This is a genomic window from Candidatus Protochlamydia sp. R18 (genome assembly GCF_000648255.1).
Classification (GTDB): domain Bacteria; phylum Chlamydiota; class Chlamydiia; order Chlamydiales; family Parachlamydiaceae; genus Protochlamydia; species Protochlamydia amoebophila.
On the sequence record NZ_BASL01000611.1, the window covers coordinates 124,858 to 144,266 of the forward strand.

The following is a 19,409-nucleotide window of genomic DNA, read 5'->3' on the forward strand; positions in this document are numbered from 1 at the left end:
GCATCTTATTTGGTCACGAAATTTAAATAATTTGAAGCGGTTTTTGCTTATGTCATTATTAATAGACAATAATCATCAAAAGTTATTGTTTAAATTTTTTTGATGAGAGCTGTTTTCAAGAGGTTTGAAATTAATTTAAAGAGAGGTTATCTTTTATAACTTATGTAAGATTTAAATAAGACCAAAACTTTAAATTAAAACTTACACATCTAAGAGTTAAGATAAAAGGATTTAGCATGGAACAGCGTATTTTAGGCGATTACATAATCATAAAATCGATTGGGCATGGAACTTTGGGGGAAGTTTATTTAGCTGAACACCGTTTTATGAAAACTCAATATATCCTTAAGATCCTTCCGGAAGAATTGTCTACAGATCGTAGTTTTATTCAACGCTTCCAAGAAGATATTAGTTTTTTATCTACGCTAGATCATCCAAATATTGTTAAAACACATAATATTTCTTTTGCTCAAGGGGTTTATTTTCTAGTCACTGATTGTGTTGTGGATCAAATGGGAGAAATGACAAATCTTGCTCAATACTTAATGGGGCTTGGCCGGAGATTAGAAGAGGATGAAATTATTAATATTCTCATGCAAATTGCAGAAGCTTTAGATTACGCTCATAGTAAAAAAATGGGAAATAGAGAACTGATTCATCGAGGGTTAAAACCTAACAATATATTAATTGGGAAAAGGCGTCAAAACTTAGAAGTCCATTTGTCTGATTTTGGTTTGTCTTGGATAATTGGACCAGGCGCAGTTTTGACCAGAACTTATAAAAATGTGGCAGAAGCCCTTGAGATTGGCTCCCAAAATTTATGGCAAAAAATGGGCCAAGATCGCTATCCTAGTCCCTCTATCGATTCTCAAAAATTAATTCCTTTACATGCTTCTTTTTTACAAACGCATGCTTTTTTTGCTCCAGAACAAAAAAGGCTGGATTTTCCCCATTCGATCAGCATGAAGACAGATGTGTTTGCATTTGGTGTGTTAGTGTACTATTTATTGATGAACGAGCTACCGGAAGGAATTTTTGAAATGCCTTCCAACTCTTCACGCTATCGTTATCAATGGGATACTTTATTAGAAAAATGTTTACAAAATCAACCTGCTAAAAGAACAGATTCTTTAGTAACTGCTTTAAAAGAAACTCTTCAAGAGCCAAAATCAAAGAATGCCAAAATTGAAGAGTTAACTCTTGGTAAAGAAGAGATTTTTTTCAATAATGAAGCATCAATTATTTTTGATGAGGTAAAATGCAATGTTCAAAAAGGTGTTAGCGAGTCTCTAGTTACATTAAAAATAGAAGAAGTTCCACCTGTGATTGAAGAGGCTGTTTCAACCTTAAGACCAGTATTACAAAATCCATTACTCGAACGCCCTCAAACTGATCACGATCCTGCAGCAATTTTTCAAATTAGTTCAGCTGTAAAAGTTTATAACCCCGAAAGAAAAGATGTGACCAATGTTAAACCGATTTTAACTGATATGGTTATCATTGAAGGGGGGAATTTTTATCGAGGAAGCCAAGATGGAAATCGCGACGAAATGCCAAGGCATCAAATCACTCTTTCAAGTTTTGCTCTGGATGTCCATCCTGTGACTAATGAGCAATTTGTTCGTTTTCTAGAAGTAATGGGAGGAGAAAAAGACAGCAACCATAATGACATTATTCGTTTACGTGATTCACGTATTAAAAGAAGTGGAGGTAAGCTTAGTATTGAATCTGGATATGCGAAACATCCAGTTGTTGGGGTGACTTGGTATGGAGCGATTGCTTATGCTAAATGGATAGGGAAACGCCTTCCCACTGAAGCTGAATGGGAAATTGCAGCTAGAGGTGGACAAGAAAATGTTCTTTATCCGACGGGTGAGGAGATTGAAAAAACACAGGCCAATTTCTTTAGTTCAGATACCACGACTGTGATGAGTTATGCTCCAAATAATTGTGGCCTTTATGATATGGCAGGTAATGTTTATGAGTGGTGCCACGATTGGTATGGTTATAATTATTATGAATTATCCATGCAAGAACCAGATTTTCCTCAAGGGCCTTTACAAGGCGTTTATCGTGTTTTAAGGGGAGGCTGTTGGAAGAGTTTAAAAGAAGATCTTCGATGTTCTAGAAGACATCGCAATAATCCCGGCACCGTTAATGGAACCTATGGCTTTCGCTGTGCGGCTGATGTGCAAATTTCTTAATAATTTGATTGTAAAGAAGAAAACCAAAGCTACAGCGATACTTTATAGTAAATTTTAATTAGGAATAGATGAATGATGGAAACAATAAATGTACTCTTTGTCTGCATGGGCAATATTTGTAGGTCTCCTGCTGCGGAAGGAATTTTACGTCATTTTGCAAAGAAAGAGCCCGATCTAGCCTTCCATATCGAAAGTTGTGGAATGGGAGATTGGCATGTTGGTCATAGTCCTGACGTACGGATGCAAGAAGCTGCGAAATCAAGAGGAATCATTTTGACTAGTCAAGCTCAGCAATTTCAAAAAGAATTTTTTAATCGATTTGATTACATTTTAGTGGCAGATAAAGAAGTTCTTGAATCACTTTATCAACATGCTAAATCTACTGAGCAAAAATCTAAAATTATGTTCATGACAGAGTACAGTCAATTTTATCAAGGACAGGAAGTCCCAGACCCTTATTATCAACCCGGTGGTGCTTTTGAATTAGTCCTTGATATTTTAGAAGATTCTTGTGTGGGTCTACTAAATCATATTCGAGTGAAAAAAGAAAAAAAATGATAAGGATTGTCAAATACTCCCATTTTCTTTATGATTCCCCTTCTAATTTCAAGAGATGTTTAGGTCGAAAATGAAACTGTTATTATCTAAGCCCCGCGGTTTTTGTGCTGGAGTCGAGCGAGCGATTGAAACAGTTGAAAAAGCTCTTCTTCTTTGGGGATCTCCTATTTATGTCAAGCATGAGATTGTTCACAATCGATATGTTGTTCAAGATTTAAAGACGAAAGGAGCTATTTTTATTGAAGATGTAGAAGATGTACCAGTGGGAGCTAGGTTGATTTATTCAGCACATGGTGTATCGCCTGCAGTCAGAGAACAAGCTAAAAAAAGACAATTGGTAGAAATAGACGCCACATGTGGCTTAGTAACTAGAGTTCATTCTGCAGTAAAACGATATGCTTTACAAGGCTATCAAATTATCTTGATTGGCCATCATAACCATGTCGAAATTATTGGAACCGCAGGTGAAGCACCTGATGTAACAACAATCATAGAGTCTGTGGAAGATGTCAAAAATTTAAATTTCTCTTCTCAGGACAAACTTTTTTATATTACACAAACAACTTTGAGTTTGGATGATGTGAAAGAGATTACGCAAGCCCTAATTGTTAAATATCCTCATGTAGAAACATTACCGAGTTCTTCCATTTGCTATGCGACAACAAACCGCCAAATGGCCCTTAGGGAAATCACTGACCTAACAGATCTTGTGTTAGTCGTGGGTGATCCGCAAAGTTCCAATTCAAATCGATTGAGAGAAGCTGCCTCGACAAGAGGAATAGAATCTTATTTAATTAATGATGAAAAAGAAATTCATCCTGAATGGCTATTAGGAAAGCAAGTCATAGGCTTGACTGCTGGTGCATCAACTCCTGAAGAAATTGTTCAAAAATGCATCCAGTGTTTGATAGAATTAGGTGTAAATGAAGTGGAAGACATCGTTTATACTCACGAAGATGTTGTCTTCCAATTACCAAAACCTATTGTTAACGCACGTTTTAGTGTTGATTAATTCTAGAATTTATTGTTAAAGTGTATTTTTTTAAGATCCCTGAACCATTAAAAATCATTAAGAGGACATATATGCGCAAAATCCTTTTGACAATTATGGCATCCCTTTTAAGTTGTTCTGCTGCTCAAGCATTTTGGCCTGAAGCAACAGATTCATCTTTAGAAGTTGGCTTTGGCTATCGTAGAGATGAACTTAAGTGGAAAACCCGTACTGGTCTCGACAGCTCAGATAGTGGCTATTCGGCAGCATCACCATTTGGAGCTCAATCGACATTAAAATGGAAAAATTTAAATATCTGGCAAATCGAAGCTAGAGGTGAGTATGTCACTTGTGACAATGTTTACTTGCGTGCTAGTGGAGATTACGGTTGGATCGTGAGTGGAAAGAATAGAGATTCTGACTACATTAATGCAGGTGAAGAGTCTCAATTAGAAATTTCTCGCACGCATGCTAAAACAAGAGGTCATGTTTACGATGTAGACGTTGCTCTTGGATATCAATTTAAATTGTGTGACGATAGCTTTTCTGTTACACCAGTCGTTGGTTATTCTTGGAAAGGCCAACACTTGAAAGATCGTCATTTAAGATTTGCAACTAGCTCTATAGGTGAAAGCAGCAGTAGCAGCAGCCTTCTTCGTGCTTCTAGCGACTACTACGATTACAGCTCTTCTTCTTCTTCTTCTTCTTCTAGTTCAAATTTCCATAACCGTTATAACACACGTTGGAATGGACCATTTGTTGGAGTTGATTTTGACTATCGTATTAGCTGTGATTTAGAATTGTTCTTAGATTATGAATTTCATTTTGCAAAATATCATGCAAAAGCTGATTGGAAATTACGTAATGATCTTCCAAACGGTTTTCACCACCGCTCAAAAAGTTCTCAGGGTCATGTACTTGACTTTGGTGTGAAATGGGATTTGGATGAGTGCTGGACGCTTGCTTTAAAAGGTGGAATTCAGTATTTCCATGCAAGACGTGGACATGATCGTTCTTTAGTTACTAAAACTGAAGTGGGTAATGTTGACACAAAATGTTTCGTATCAATCCCACTTAGAGATGTTAAGTGGTGCTCTGGTAGCGTTACATTTGATGTAGGAATGGCATTCTAATTTCTTTTTTTCTCTTTGTTTCTGAGCCTCATTAAGTTTTCTTGGTGAGGCTCTTTTTTTTATGTTCAAAATTTAGCAATTTTTTTGAATTCAAAAAAATTTAATCAATTTAATAGTGCTAAGAAGGGGTTGGATTTTGACAGAATTGAATAAAAATTTTTTGGGTTTTGCTTTACTTCAGCTCTATTTACATATAAGTATGAGTTAAAAAGTTTGTTTATTCGATAATAATAGAAATTAATCATAAAAATGTTGTTTCAGACAGGGGTTTATGATATTATTTGGCTTTAATTTTTCTCTTAAGAGCTTTCAAATCAAGGCGGAAATAAAGCTGTGAGCAAGCCCTATTCTCGCACATCTAGAAGTTATGATGGAACAGAGGTGACGAGTCATCATATCAACGATTTACTGCCAAATGTTCTATCAAAAATTGGTAAAGCTTACGAACAACGATCTGATTTGATTTTGGCGATGTGGCCTATCATTATTGGTCCCAAGCTTTCTGCGTTGACACAAGCCGTTTCTTTTTCATCTGGAGTGCTTGTTGTTAAGGTGAAAAATTCAACCCTTTATAGTTTGCTAAGTCAAAATGATAAGCCGCGCCTCTTAAGCCAGCTTAGACAAAAGTTTCCTCGAGTAGAGATCAAAACGATTTTATTTCGAATTGGTTGATACAGAGATAAAGTTTCAATATTTAAGGTAATCGAATGTCTCAAGATACACTTAGTTCAGATAAACCCAAGATTCAACTCAAAGAGTACGATGCTAGCTCCATCACTGTTTTAGAAGGACTTCAGGCTGTTCGAGAACGCCCTGGTATGTATATTGGTGATACAGGTGTCAATGGTCTTCATCATCTTGTCTATGAAGTAATAGACAATTGTATAGACGAAGCAATGGCTGGTTACTGTACAGCTATCGACGTTGTTTTACATAAAGATAATTCTATTAGTATTGAAGACGATGGACGAGGGATTCCAGTTGAACGCCATGAGAATGAGTCTCGCAAGCAAGGAAGAGAAGTGTCTGCCATAGAAGTTGTTATGACTATTCTGCACGCTGGGGGTAAGTTTGATAAAGATACTTATAAGGTTTCAGGGGGCTTGCATGGCGTCGGTGTTTCTTGTGTGAATGCTCTTTCAAAAAAAATGATCGTGCAAGTTTGTAAAAATGGCCTTATGCACGAAATTGAATTTTCTCAAGGGAAGGTCGTTAAACCGGTTCAAGTAATTGGAGAAACGACAAAACGAGGAACCAAAGTTTGGTTTTGGCCTGATTCTGAAGTGATGACAACAATTGACTTCGACTATGACATTTTAGCTAAGCGATTCAGAGAATTAGCTTTTTTGAATAAAGGAATTAATATTTTCTTTAGAGATGAAAAACATGCTGAAAAAGAAGATGTCAATTTTTGCTATCAAGGGGGGTTAAGTTCATTTGTTTCTTACCTCAATGAAAATAAAGAACCTCTTTTTTCTAATCCTATTTATTTTCATGGGGTAAAACCTGGGGATGATGCTCCGATTGAATTTGAAGTTGCAATGCAATGGAATGATGGATATTCCGAAACCATTTTTTCTTATGTAAATAATATTCCAACAAGGCAAGGTGGATCCCATTTAACTGGTTTTTCTACAGCTCTTACCCGTGTTTTGAATAATTACATTAAAAATCATAACCTTTTGAAGTCGGATAAAATCTCCATTAACGGAGAAGATATGAGAGAAGGATTGACAGCTGTAATTTCTGTCAAGGTCGCTAATCCTCAATTTGAAGGGCAAACGAAACAAAGACTTGGTAATAGTGATGTAGGTTCTGTTGTCCAGCAAATTGTCGGAGAAGAGTTAGCGATATTTCTCGATGAAAATCCTTCCATGGCTAAATTAATTACAGATAAAGCTATCATAGCGGCGCAGGCACGTGAAGCTGCTCGCAAAGCAAGGGAATTAACTTTACGTAAATCGGCTTTGGATAGTGCGCGGCTTCCTGGAAAATTGACTGACTGCCAAGAAAAAAATCCAGCTCTTTGTGAAATTTATATTGTTGAGGGGGATTCTGCGGGTGGTTCTGCTAAATCTGGAAGAGATAGGCGTTTTCAAGCAATCTTACCGATTCGAGGAAAAATTCTAAATGTTGAAAAAGCACGTTTAGAAAAAGTATTACAAAATACTGAAGTAGGAACCATGGTGGCTGCTCTTGGTTGCGGGATTGGGAAAGACGGTTTTAATTTGGAAAAACTTCGTTATCATAAAGTCATTATCATGACGGATGCGGATGTGGACGGATCTCACATTCGTACACTCCTTTTAACTTTTTTTTATCGTCATATGCCGGCGTTGGTAGAAAACAATTTTATTTATATTGCTCAACCTCCTCTTTATCGTGTGTCCCGTAAAAAAACGAGTCGTTACATACACTCAGAAAGAGAAATGGATGATTATTTACTAGAGCTTGGATTAAGTGATATACAAATAAAGCTTGCTTCCCGAGAAAATATTTTAAGTCTGGAAGAAACTAAAAAACTAGTTTCTACAATTTTGGCTGTTGAGATTTTTATAGATCGCATAGAAAAAAAAGGAATTCCTTTTAGAGAATTTTTAGCTTTAAAAAATGAGAAAGGTCTACTTCCTCGTTTTCAAATGAATTTAATGGAGGGAGCTCGTTTTGCTTATTCAGAAGATGAATTTGTAGCTTTGAGACAGTCTGAAGAAGAAAGTCAGCGTCAACGACATCAAGAGACGCTAGCTTCCATTCCAGCAGATGAAATTACTCCTGAAATGCGTACTTTTAAACCTAGCCGACTTCATTTTATTGAGCTTTATGAAGAAAGTGGAATTGAAGAAATTCAAGAACCTTTACAAGAATATGGACTGGATTTTAGTTACTACATGTGTGCAAATGGAGCGATCTTGGATATTGTGGAAGAAGGGGGAAAAACTTACACTTATTACACACTACGCGAAGTCATTGATTTTTTGCGAAATAATGGACGTAAAGGAATTGAAATTCAACGTTACAAAGGTCTTGGCGAGATGAATGCGGACCAGCTTTGGGAAACCACGATGGATCCTGTTAAAAGAACTCTCATTAAAGTGACGTTACCGGATGTAATTGCAGCCGATCACATGTTTACGATGTTAATGGGAGAAGATGTTCCTCCCCGACGTGCTTTTATTGAACAACATGCTCTGTCAGTTAAAAATTTAGATGTTTAATCGTGAATCAGTTCACTTTCTTTTAGTCACAAAACTTGTTGATGCGAGTGATAAAGGAATTTTGCAACTGGCCTAAATAGAGGTTATATGTCCTACACTAAAGACGAAGTCATCGTTTCTCGAAACGTAGAAGATGAAATGAAAGATAGCTATTTACGCTATTCAATGTCAGTCATCATTTCTCGCGCTCTTCCGGATGCACGTGATGGTTTAAAACCCTCTCAGCGTCGAATTCTCTATGCTATGCGACAACTTAATCTAGGTCCTAATGGAAAGCATAGAAAATGTGCCAAAATTTCGGGTGACACGTCGGGTGACTACCATCCACATGGAGAAATGGTCATTTACCCAACTCTAGTTAGAATGGCTCAGAAGTGGATTATGCGATACAATTTGGTAGATGGACAAGGAAACTTCGGTTCTGTTGATGGAGATCCTCCGGCTGCGATGCGTTATACTGAAGCTCGTTTGACAACAGCAGCTGTCCAACTGATGGACGATTTGGATAAAGACACTGTTGAAATGGTTCCTAACTATGATGAGACTAAGAAAGAACCTACTGTTTTTCCTTCTAAATTTCCTAATCTTCTTTGCAACGGTTCATCTGGAATTGCGGTGGGGATGGCTACGAATATTCCTCCTCACAATTTAAATGAGTTGATCAAAGCAACTTTACTTTTGTTAGAAAATTCCACAACTTCAATTGATGACATTATGAAGGTGATGCCCGGCCCAGATTTTCCGACAGGAGGGATGATTTGCGGTTATCGAGGGATTAAAGAAGCTTTCCATACAGGAAGGGGAAAGCTCATTTTGCGAGGAGTCATTCGAGTTGAGGAAAACGAAGATAATCCGGATCGTTCTCGTTTAGCCATCGATGAAATTCCCTACAATGTAAATAAATCCCGTTTAATCGAACACATTGCAGAACTCATCAATAATAAAACGATTACAGGGATTTCAGATTTACGCGATGAGTCCGATAAAGATGGAATGCGTATTGTTATCGAATTAAAGCGTGGAGAAGTTCCAGAAGTCATCATCAATCAGCTTTATAAATTTAGTGATTTGCAAATTACCTTTGGATGCAACATGCTTGCATTAGATAAAGGTTTACCTCGTACCATGAATGTTAAACAGTTAATTTCTGTTTGGATTGATCATCGCATTGATGTGGTACGTCGACGTACTCGATTTGAGCTTAATAAAGCAGAAGCGCGAGCTCATATTCTAGAAGGATATTTAAAAGCAATTGATCATTTAGATGAAGTTGTTCGTCTGATTCGTGCAAGTAGTAATCGGGATGAGGCTCGCATTGAATTAATAAAACAATTTGAATTCACTGAACGTCAAGCCAATGCAATTTTAGATTTAAGGCTATATCAATTAACTGGGCTTGAAAGAGATAAAATTAATGATGAATATCAAGAATTGTTAAAAAAGATTGATTATTTACGAGCCGTTTTAGCAAGCGAAGCAATGGTTAAAGAGATTATTCGTGAGGAGCTATTAGATATTCAAAAGCATCATAAATCTGAGAGACAGACACAAATCATTGCGGCAGAAAGTGAAGTCAATATGGAAGACTTAATCGCGAATGAGCCTGTGATTATTACAATTTCTCAAGATGATTATATTAAGCGTATGCCTGTCAATACATTTCGTGAGCAACGAAGAGGTGGCCAGGGCGTGACAGGAATGCAGCTCAAGCGAGAAGAAGATGTGATTAAGGGTCTATACGTTGCAACAACGCACGATTATTTGCTCATTTTCACTAATCTAGGTCGTTGTTATTGGTTAAAGGTATGGCAAATTCCAGAAACGGGACGCAAATCCAAAGGAAAACCTCTTATCAATCTTTTAGAAGATATTCGTCCGGAAGAAAAAATTGCGACTATTCAACGCGTCTCTTCTTTTGAAGAAGAAGCGTGCATTTTGATGGCTACTAAGCGTGCTGTTGTTAAAAAATCGCTTCTCAATGAATTTAGCAACCCCAGAAGAAAAGGGATTTGGGCTCTTGACATCGATGAAGGAGACGAACTTGTTGCCGCTCGCCTTGTTAAACCTGAGCAGCAAGTAATGCTTTTTACTCATCAGGGGATGGCAGTCCGTTTTGAAGAAAGCAACGTTCGTCCAATGGGAAGAACAGCACGCGGAGTCAAAGGGGCAACCTTACGTGGTGAAAATGATTATATCGTAGGATGTGAAGTTGTTAACGGTGATGAGTCTATCTTAGTCGTCTGTGAAAATGGCTTCGGTAAACGTTCTCAGGTAGATGATTTCCGCCAAACAAATCGAGGTGGTGTAGGAGTTCGCTCTATTATTACAAGTGAACGTAATGGGAAGGTAATCGGAGCTCTCTGTGTCACAGATGAAGATGGCATGGTTATGATGTCTGCAACTGGGCAAACAGTTCGTATTAATATGAATGATCTTCGGGTCATGGGGCGCAATACGCAAGGCGTCAAATTAGCAAATTTAAAAGAGAATGATTATCTTGTCGCTATTCAGAAATTACAAGGTAGTGAAAATCAAAGTGAAGAGTTATTAGCTTCAGAAACAATTGAACCTAACGAAAACAACGTTTCTTTTGAACCACCAGAAATTAAAATGTCAGTAGAGCCCAGCTCAGAAGAAATTACTGATCAATCGGAATAGTCATGTCTTCAACGAAATTTAAGGGGTATTTTATCACAATCGAAGGGGGAGAGGGATCTGGTAAATCGACCCTTCTCAACCAATTAGGAGACTATTTTCGGAATAAAGGGTTTGAAGTCATTCAAACACGTGAACCTGGAGGAACAAAGCTTGGTGAATCAATTCGACATTTGTTGTTGAATCATGAGGATAGCATCTCTATTGGACACCAAGCAGAATTATTATTATTTTTGGCTGCAAGAGCTCAACACATTGAAGAGTTAATCCAACCAGCGCTTAAAGCTGGAAAAATTGTGCTTTGTGATCGTTTTAATGATTCTACGATTGCTTATCAAGGAGCAGCACGAAGATTAAATGCTAAAAAAATACAAGATTTTTGCCAACTTGTTTGCGGAGAGATACTTCCTGATTGGACATTATTTCTAGATGTGTCTCCAGAGATTGGCTTAGCACGTACTCAAAAAATTCAAAAAGATCATGCGCAAATGGGGCAATTAGATCGCATCGAATCCGAAAAAATTGAATTTCACGAACGTGTTCGTCAGGCTTTTTTATCTCTTGTCCAGCAAGAACCTCAGCGAATATATCGTATTGATGCTAATGAAAGTCAATCAAAAGTTTTACAAAAAGCGCTTGAATTTTTAGAAGAGCAATGGTTTGACTCGGAGTTGAAAACTTGAACAAATTTCCCTCTTCTTTTTCTTTTCTCGTTGGTAATGATCCTATTAAAATTTATCTGCAAAGAATGCTTATAAAAAAAGCTATCGGAAATTCTTTACTTTTTGCTGGACCAAATGGAGTTGGGAAAGGGCTGTTTGCCTATGCATTGGCGAGTCAATTAATCTGTGAACAAGAAGAAAAAAATAAGTATAAAATAGAAAATGGGTTGCATCCTGATATTCATATTTATCGTCCTGAAGGAAAGTTAGGCCTACATAGTATTCAATCGCTTAGAGAATTAAGTGAAGAAGTTCACTTACTTCCTTATGAAGCCTCTTGGAAGATTTTTATTATTCATGATGCTGAACGCATGTTGAGTGTTAGCGCTAACACGCTATTAAAAACTTTTGAAGAGCCTCCACCAAAAACGGTGATCATTCTACTAAGTCAATCACAAGCAGCGCTTTTACCAACAATTGTCTCTCGTTGTCGAACCCTTCATTTTCAACCAATTCATGCAAGTGAAATTGAAAAAGTATTAGTCGAACGAATGTATTTAGAAACTGAATTTGCTCAAAACATAGCAAGCTTATCACAAGGATCTTTAGGAAGAGCTGTTCAATTGATTCAAAAAAAAGGGGATGAAAGTCGTATTTTTCTATTGAATACACTTTCCCAGTTGCCTTTAACGAGTTATAAAGAATTTACTCAAATTGTTGGAGAATTGGTGGCACAAATTGAACTTTCTAAAAAACTCGTTGAAGAAAAAGCCAAAGAGGAATTTCTAAAGTTATTTAGTGAGCAATTATCCACAGCGCATCAACAACATCTTGAAAAAGAAATCGAGGGAAGGTGCACGCAGATTTTTCTACAAGACGTAGAATCTCTGTTTGATCAACTTTTTGCTTGGTATCGGGATTTGCATCTCTTACAACTGACTCAAAACAAATCATTGTTAATTCACAGCGATTATGCTGAAAATATTGAGCAGATATTACAAAGAGGAAATCTTTTACCCTTAGAAATAGTTCAAAAAAGTATTGAAGAAGCCCGTCTATCACTTCAACGTTCGACATCTTTAAATATTTGTCTGGAAAATTTATTCTTAAAATTGGCCTGGATTTAAAATCTTTGACCTTTTTTCCATCATTTCGTACCTAGAGAAAGTTTTTAAGTTAAAAGTTTGATTATAGATCTTTAATATTTGTTGTTAAAATTTATTTTAAATTAGAAAAACAAACTTTAATATCACCTTTGTAGATGGAGTATAATCACAGGGAAACTGACTATTTCTAATAGCCTCGTTGCTACTCCGATGGTTTTGGCCAAGCAGTTTTTCACGGATAGAGATTTACGAGGTTATTGTACTTCTAATAGTTTTCTAGAACAAACTGGATAATACAGATGTATTGAAATGAAAAAAAATTCCCTCTGCAGGAGAAATTCCAACTGAATATAAATTTTTTTTTCAATGTTTAGATTGAAGAAACTTGTTGCCAAAGTTTCTGGTTATCATATAACAGAGTATCGCATTCATAATCGCCACAAACACCGGCCTTATACTTATTACATGGCTTCAGAGGACCAATTTGGAAAAATGTCGGCGCCGATTTCAATAAAAATTTATAGCAAAAAATAATTAAACGAAGAAATTAAAGATGAAATTTGATATGGGTTTTCAAAAGTTCCGTATACTTCGCGAAGCTAAAAAATCCATAGCAAAGGAGAACAATGAAAACCTATTTCATCTATCCAACCAGATTATCGACTTTTTTATTGTTTTGGGTAAGTCTATTTCTTAATCAATATTTGAGTGCTTCAACATCTGCGCTTGAGACAAACCACCCTTTATTAGACTCCAAATCCTATCTTGAGCAAGAAGAGCCTTTCAATTTAACGATCACTGCCGATCATTCCACTTTTGTAAAAACGGGTCAGGTCATTAATTTTACTTTTGTTGTATCAACAACTTCACCTACTTTGACTTTCAAAGATGTCAACGTCACTTGTCAGTTGTTGGGATGGGTTGTTCTGCTCGACCAAAAGACAGTTAGCCTTAACCAATCAGCAACAGGTTCTGGCCTCTATCTTGCCTCGGCAGAGGATATCAGCCAACAAAAAATTGTCATCACCGCACTAGCGGTAGGTTCTACAGAGTCTGGTGAGACATTTACTGCGTCGGCTTCTCTCACTTTACCCTATCTTCCGCTTAATTTGACAAAGGAGGCTAGTCCTATGCTATTTTCTACTATTGACGAGAAAATTACTTATACTTATCAAGTCACGAATTTAGGAGATGAGAACTTTCAATCCGTTGAAATTGAAGATGATAAATTAGGAACTATGAAAATCGCCGCACTCTTAGAAGCAGGTAAATTAGCGACTTTAACGCAAACTTATCATGTGACTCAATCAGATTTAGATGCTGGAGAAATCGTTAATATTGCCCGAGCATCGGGTAAGAATCAATTTGAGGATGAAGTATTTTCTAACAACGTGACATGCGTTGTCAATGCTCAAGAAACGTTTGATTTTGCATTAGCTAAGACAGCTGTTCCGGCAGTTATCAGCACCATAGGAGAGATTATTAATTATCGATATGATTTAACCAATCAGGGGAATGTGACCCTTGAAAATATTGTAATTGAAGACGATAAAATCTCATTTGTCAATCTTCCTGCTACAACATTACTCCCTAGACAATCTTTGACAACTACTGCCTCTTATGTAGTCACTGAAAGTGATATTTTGCAAGGAAGCATCACGAATACGACAATTGCTAGAGGAACTAATATGCGTTTAAACCCGATTCAATCTAATTCAGCAACAACGACTGTGATGGTTGATGAAATTCAGACAATATTACCACCTAGAGATTTACGAGGTTATCGAACTTCTAATCAATTTATCAATCAAACGGATTATATTGACGTGTTGCAATGGCAAATTCCCTCTGCAGGAGAAGTTCCAACTGGATATAAAATTTTTTCCGATGTTGGGTTAAAGAAACTTGTTGCCAAAGTTTCTGGTTATCATATAACAGAGTATCGTATTCATAATCGCCACAAACATCGGTCTTATACTTATTACATGGTTTCAGAGGACCAATTTGGAAAAATGTCGGCGCCGATTTCAATAAAAATTTATAGCAAAAAATAATTAAACGAAGAAATTAAAGGTGAAATTTGATATGGATTTTCAAAAGTTCGTATGTTTCGCTGAGCTAAAAAATCCATATCACAAAGGTGAACAATGAAAACCTATTTCATCTATCCAACCAAATCATTAACATTTTTATTATTTTGGATAAGTCTATTTCTTAATCAATATTTGAGTGCTTCAACATCTGCAATTGAGGGAAAGCACCCTTTATTAGACTCCAAATCCTATCTTGAGCAAGAAGAGCCTTTCAATTTAACGATTAATGCTGATATCTCTTCTTTTGTAAAAGTGGGCCAAGTCATTGAGTATACATTTATTGTATCTACGACATCATCAACACAGACGTATACAAATGTCACTGTAAGTTGTCCATTGCTGGAAGGAGACATTCTTCTTGACCAAACAACAGTCAAAATAGATCAACCTGCAACAGGAATGGGCGAATATGTCGTGACACAATATGATATTGATCTAAAAGAAATTGTTTGTGGTGCAATAGCAGGGGGGGACACAAGTAATGATAATACAGCGGTTGCAAACTCTTCAATTACTTTGCCATTTCTTCCTCTTAATTTGACAAAGAAAGCTAACCCTACGCTATTTTCTGCAGTTGGTGAGCTAATCACTTATACTTATCAAGTAACTAATTTAGGAGATGAAGAGATTGAATCTATAAAAATTGAGGATAATAAAATTCCCTTTGTCAGTCTTCCTAGCACGACATTATTCCCTAATCAATCGTTGACAACTACAGCCTCTTATGTAGTCACTGAAAGTGATATTTTGCAAGGGACTATTACGAACACAGCCATTGCCCAGGGAATTAATTTGAACTTAAATTTGGTCAATTCTAATGAAGTATCAGCAGCTGTGACGGTCAATCAAAACCAAGTAATTTTACCGCCAAGAAGTTTACATGGTTATCGAACTTCTAATCGATTTGTTAATCAAACAGATTATATTGACGTGTTACAATGGAAACTTCCTTTAAGTGGCGAAAGTCCTATTGGATATAAAATTTTTTCTGACGAAAATCTGAAAAAATTGGTCGCGAAAATTCCTTATAATACAACTGAGTATTATATTCATCATCGCCGTAAACAGAGTTCTTATACCTATTATATTGTTTCCGTCGATCAATTTGGAAGGGTATCGTTACCTATTTCAGTAAAGATAAAACCTTAAAATTAGTTGATTGATGCTTAAATTAATTGGTAAAACATAAAAAATATGTCGTTAGGTAGAATTAGGAATATTTTTCCTCGTTGAAATTCAGTATTTATGCTGATATTTTGATAGAATCAACTTTTAAAAATAGTGATTGATTCATAACCTGAATAATCCTTTGGGTTATGATCTTTAAATTGATTCTTCAGAGGAATTTTGTGATAATAGATCAACGGTTTTTGAAGTCAGGAGCTATCGCAAGTCTGAGTCCAGATTTGATTTTGCTGGCTTTTGGCTCTCGGCAATCATACGCTTCTTCTAAAGATTTGGATCTGACTATGCCGGCTTTCTATTATCCCGATTTTTTTTTGAAGTCTTCTTTTCCTTGGATTCAATTTTCTGATTGGAAAATAATTGAAACTAAATACTTAATCAAACTTTTGAATCCACCCGCTATTTTACGGCCGGAATGGATGATTGAAAATCAATTCTTATTTCAAGAAAACTTTTATCAATTAAAGCAATTATTTGAACAAAAACAATTAGAAAAAGCCGTTCCCTATATTTTTGCTCACTCTCATACAAAGATGACACTAAATCAATTAAAAACATCTCTTAAAAAAGCATTAGAACAGCTCTCTATATCATCCGTTCATTTATATGGATATTGGGATAACGAAAAAGGCATCTTAGGTCTAACTCCGGAAATATTATTTGAATGGAATAACCAAAATACCCATTTAGTCAAAACAATGGCTTTGGCAGGGACTAAAAAATTGGAAAATGCAAACCCTTTTTCATTAGATAGAAAAGAGTTGTTTGAACATCAGGTAGTTGTTGAAGGAATTTGTGAAAGTTTAGCATCGCTTGGGAAGGTTTCTATAGGACAGCGACAGCTTTTACAACTTCCTATATTAACTCATTTAATGACCCCTATTGAAATGTCTCTGTATCAACCGACTTCTTTTGAAGTTCTAGTTAGAGCTTTGCATCCGACACCTGCTCTTGGAGCTTTTCCAAGACAAAAAGGAGAGGAGTGGTTGTGCCACTATCAAAACCAATTGGATCGGAATTCGTTTGGAGCGCCAGTCGGGCTCAGTTTTCCAGAAAAAGGGATTAAAAATTGTTATGTCGCTATACGCAATGTCCAATGGAATGATCAAGGAATGAAAATAGGAGCTGGTTGTGGTGTGGTATCAGAAAGTCGGTTAGATCAAGAGTGGGAGGAGCTTTGTTTAAAATTACAAGCTGTTAAAAATGGATTGGATTTATGAATCATGAGTTGGCTTTAAACGTTATTGAACAAGCCCTTCAATATGGAATCAAAGAATTTTGTGTAGCGCCCGGGGCTCGTAATGCAGCTTTCGTTTATCTTTTAGCGCAAATTCCAACTATTAAAGTTTATTATTGGAGTGAGGAAAGATCAGCGGCATTTTTCGCTGTGGGTCGAATTAAAGCCACTCATCAACCTATTGCTGTCGTGACAACTTCAGGAACAGCTGTTGCGGAGCTCCTTCCAGCAACCATTGAAGCGTATTATACAAGCCTACCTTTGCTGTTGATCACAGCTGATCGTCCAAGGCGATTTCGATTGTCTGGAGCACCTCAATCCATTGAGCAAGTAGGAATTTTTAGTTGTTATACAATTTTAGAGAAAGACTTAGCAGAAAATGAGTTTTTTCAACTTGATCAATGGTCAGGTAGAGGCCCTTGTCATTTAAATGTCTGTTTTGAAGAACCCTCCAAAAATGATAACCTGGAATGTGCTCGAAGTTTTTCGATGGGAATTTTTACACCAAAACCTATTTTATGTGATGATAGTCATTTACTCGATGAATTTATTCAAAAGTGTCAGTTTCCATTGGTGATTGTTGGGGCTTTAAATCAAAATGAAACAACACCCATTCTCTCGTTTTTACGCCATTTAAAAGCACCAGTGTATTTAGAGGCACAATCAGGTTTAAGAGAAAACTCTTTGTTAGAAAATTTGAGAATCGAATCGGTGGAAGATGTCTGGAATTGTTCGAGTCAGCATGGTTATCCTATTGATGGAATTCTTCGGATTGGAGGAATTCCAACAGCGAGATTATGGAGAGATTTGGAAGAGACAAATAACGTGAAGGTTTGCTCTATTAGTGAAAATCCGTTTGCTGGATTAACGAACGGAAATATTATTCATACCTCTTTAAGAGAATTTTTTAAAAATTATAGACTCAGTTCCAAACCTATTTATTCTTTTCAAGCTTGGAAAGATGCTAATCGATCGTATCAATTGGAATTATTGAAACTTTTTGAAGAAGAGCCGCTTGCTGAGCTAAGCCTTTTTCATTTACTATCTAAAAAAATTTCGGAAGAATCGAAAATATATGTAGGTAATAGCCTTCCGATTCGAGAATGGGATCAAGCTGCAGACTGGACAAATAAGCACTTCCAAGTTTTTGCTAATCGAGGTGCCAATGGAATTGAGGGACAGTTATCAACATTTCTTGGATTGGCAAGTCCTGAGCAAAACAATTGGGCAATTTTGGGAGATTTAACCACTCTTTATGACATGATTGCCCCTTGGGTGATCCACCAAATTCAGCCACTAAAAGTGAATGTTGTGGTTGTCAATAATAGTGGTGGACAAATTTTTGCACCTAAATTTGCTCATCTGTCCTTTCTTAACTCCCATCAATTAAATTTTAAAGCTTTCGCAGATTTTTGGGGTTGGGAATACGATTGTTGGCATGAAATTCCTACAACTATTCTTGGTAGTCAAACAAGTCGATTAATTGAACTTATCCCTGATCCCTCTGCTACAGATCGATTAAGAAAGAAAATGCAGAGGATGTAATGGGGAATCTTCCTTATATTTTATGGGCAATTCCCGGCTTTTTAGGCCTCCCATCGGATTGGGACCTGTTTAAATTTACACAAATAAAAAAAATCGATGTGAACTCTTTTTCGTGTACAGATTTATCAAGTTGGGCAGAACATTTTAATGCATTTGTTAGAAAACAACCTCCTCATTTTCCTATTTTGCTCGGCTATTCGATGGGGGGAAGATTGGGATTACATGCGTTGTGTCAAGATCCATTTTTATGGAAAGGAGGAATTCTGATTTCTACCCATCCAGGTTTATCTCAAGAAAACGAAAAAGAAAAACGGTTGGATCAGGATGAAAAATGGGCCGGTCTTTTTGAAACTGAAGAATGGGAATCTTTAATAAAGCAATGGAATGCACAAGATATATTTGCGAAAGACCTCATTTTTTATCGTTTCCATCATGATTATCAACGGTCGAATCTAGCTATGCACCTAAAAAATTTCTCATTGGGGAAACAAGAAGATTTAAAAGAAAAAATAGGTCTACTTCCTTTTCCCATTTTATGGATGACTGGTGAGAAAGATAAAAAATTTTCTCAATTAGGCCAACAGCTTTATTTTAAACATCCGTTATCTTCCCACTTATCTGTTAAAGGAGCGGGGCATAGAGTTCCTTGGCTCTGTCCTGATATCTTTAAATCGCAGTTATCAATTTTTATTGAAGCAGTGACAATTTGATTTTATTTATAGGTTTTAATCAATTGTTGTGTAAGTAGAAAATTTCTTTCCATTTTTCTGAGCGATCAAGTGCAGAAAAAATGAAGAAGGCAAAGATGAAGGAAATAGTAATGAG

The 19,409-nt window shown here is 36.5% G+C and carries 14 protein-coding genes; all 14 read left to right on the top strand.

The window, feature by feature from the left end; genetic code table 11:
* The first annotated feature begins 236 nt into the window (after positions 1 to 236).
* Positions 237 to 2,204, top strand: a complete 1,968-nt coding sequence (locus tag TY19_RS01590; protein WP_042279430.1) for a bifunctional serine/threonine-protein kinase/formylglycine-generating enzyme family protein — start codon at positions 237 to 239, stop codon at positions 2,202 to 2,204.
* Between the two features lie 72 nt (positions 2,205 to 2,276).
* Positions 2,277 to 2,762 (top strand): low molecular weight protein-tyrosine-phosphatase, encoded by a 486-nt coding sequence (locus TY19_RS01595; protein WP_226988457.1) that lies wholly within the window; start codon positions 2,277 to 2,279, stop codon positions 2,760 to 2,762.
* Between the two features lie 70 nt (positions 2,763 to 2,832).
* Entirely contained in the window at positions 2,833 to 3,774 is a 942-nt protein-coding gene (gene ispH / locus TY19_RS01600; RefSeq protein WP_042279432.1) for a 4-hydroxy-3-methylbut-2-enyl diphosphate reductase, read from the top strand.
* A gap of 71 nt (positions 3,775 to 3,845) precedes the next feature.
* Positions 3,846 to 4,886 carry a hypothetical protein gene (locus TY19_RS01605; protein ID WP_042279433.1) on the top strand — a complete coding sequence of 347 codons (1,041 nt, stop codon included), beginning with the start codon at positions 3,846 to 3,848 and terminating at the stop codon, positions 4,884 to 4,886.
* Between the two features lie 333 nt (positions 4,887 to 5,219).
* On the top strand, positions 5,220 to 5,558 hold the full coding sequence (locus TY19_RS01610; RefSeq protein ID WP_011175626.1) for a DUF721 domain-containing protein: 339 nt from the start codon (positions 5,220 to 5,222) through the stop codon (positions 5,556 to 5,558).
* Between the two features lie 35 nt (positions 5,559 to 5,593).
* Positions 5,594 to 8,101, top strand: coding sequence for a DNA topoisomerase (ATP-hydrolyzing) subunit B (gyrB, locus tag TY19_RS01615; protein WP_042279436.1), 2,508 nt, complete (start codon positions 5,594 to 5,596; stop codon positions 8,099 to 8,101).
* Between the two features lie 87 nt (positions 8,102 to 8,188).
* A complete protein-coding gene (gene gyrA / locus TY19_RS01620; protein ID WP_042279438.1) occupies positions 8,189 to 10,759 on the top strand; it encodes a DNA topoisomerase (ATP-hydrolyzing) subunit A in 2,571 nt (856 codons plus the stop codon).
* Positions 10,760 to 10,761: 2 nt separating this feature from the next.
* Entirely contained in the window at positions 10,762 to 11,439 is a 678-nt protein-coding gene (tmk, locus tag TY19_RS01625; RefSeq protein ID WP_042279440.1) for a dTMP kinase, read from the top strand.
* On the top strand, positions 11,436 to 12,545 hold the full coding sequence (locus TY19_RS01630; RefSeq protein ID WP_042279441.1) for an AAA family ATPase: 1,110 nt from the start codon (positions 11,436 to 11,438) through the stop codon (positions 12,543 to 12,545). The genes tmk and TY19_RS01630 overlap by 4 nt, the downstream gene beginning before the upstream one ends.
* Positions 12,546 to 13,150: 605 nt before the next feature.
* A complete protein-coding gene (locus tag TY19_RS01635) occupies positions 13,151 to 14,578 on the top strand; it encodes a DUF7507 domain-containing protein (RefSeq protein ID WP_042279443.1) in 1,428 nt (475 codons plus the stop codon).
* A 93-nt stretch (positions 14,579 to 14,671) separates the two neighbouring features.
* Positions 14,672 to 15,766 (top strand): DUF7507 domain-containing protein, encoded by a 1,095-nt coding sequence (locus tag TY19_RS01640; protein ID WP_042279444.1) that lies wholly within the window; start codon positions 14,672 to 14,674, stop codon positions 15,764 to 15,766.
* A gap of 200 nt (positions 15,767 to 15,966) precedes the next feature.
* Positions 15,967 to 17,022 carry a chorismate-binding protein gene (locus TY19_RS01645; RefSeq protein WP_039358935.1) on the top strand — a complete coding sequence of 352 codons (1,056 nt, stop codon included), beginning with the start codon at positions 15,967 to 15,969 and terminating at the stop codon, positions 17,020 to 17,022.
* Complete coding sequence (menD, locus tag TY19_RS01650) at positions 17,019 to 18,584, top strand: 2-succinyl-5-enolpyruvyl-6-hydroxy-3-cyclohexene-1-carboxylic-acid synthase (protein ID WP_042279448.1); 1,566 nt, start codon at positions 17,019 to 17,021, stop codon at positions 18,582 to 18,584. The genes TY19_RS01645 and menD overlap by 4 nt, the downstream gene beginning before the upstream one ends.
* The gene (locus TY19_RS01655) at positions 18,584 to 19,294 is read left to right on the top strand and encodes an alpha/beta fold hydrolase (RefSeq protein WP_042279450.1); all 711 of its coding nucleotides are present in this window, start codon (positions 18,584 to 18,586) and stop codon (positions 19,292 to 19,294) included. The genes menD and TY19_RS01655 overlap by 1 nt, the downstream gene beginning before the upstream one ends.
* Positions 19,295 to 19,409 lie beyond the last annotated feature (115 nt).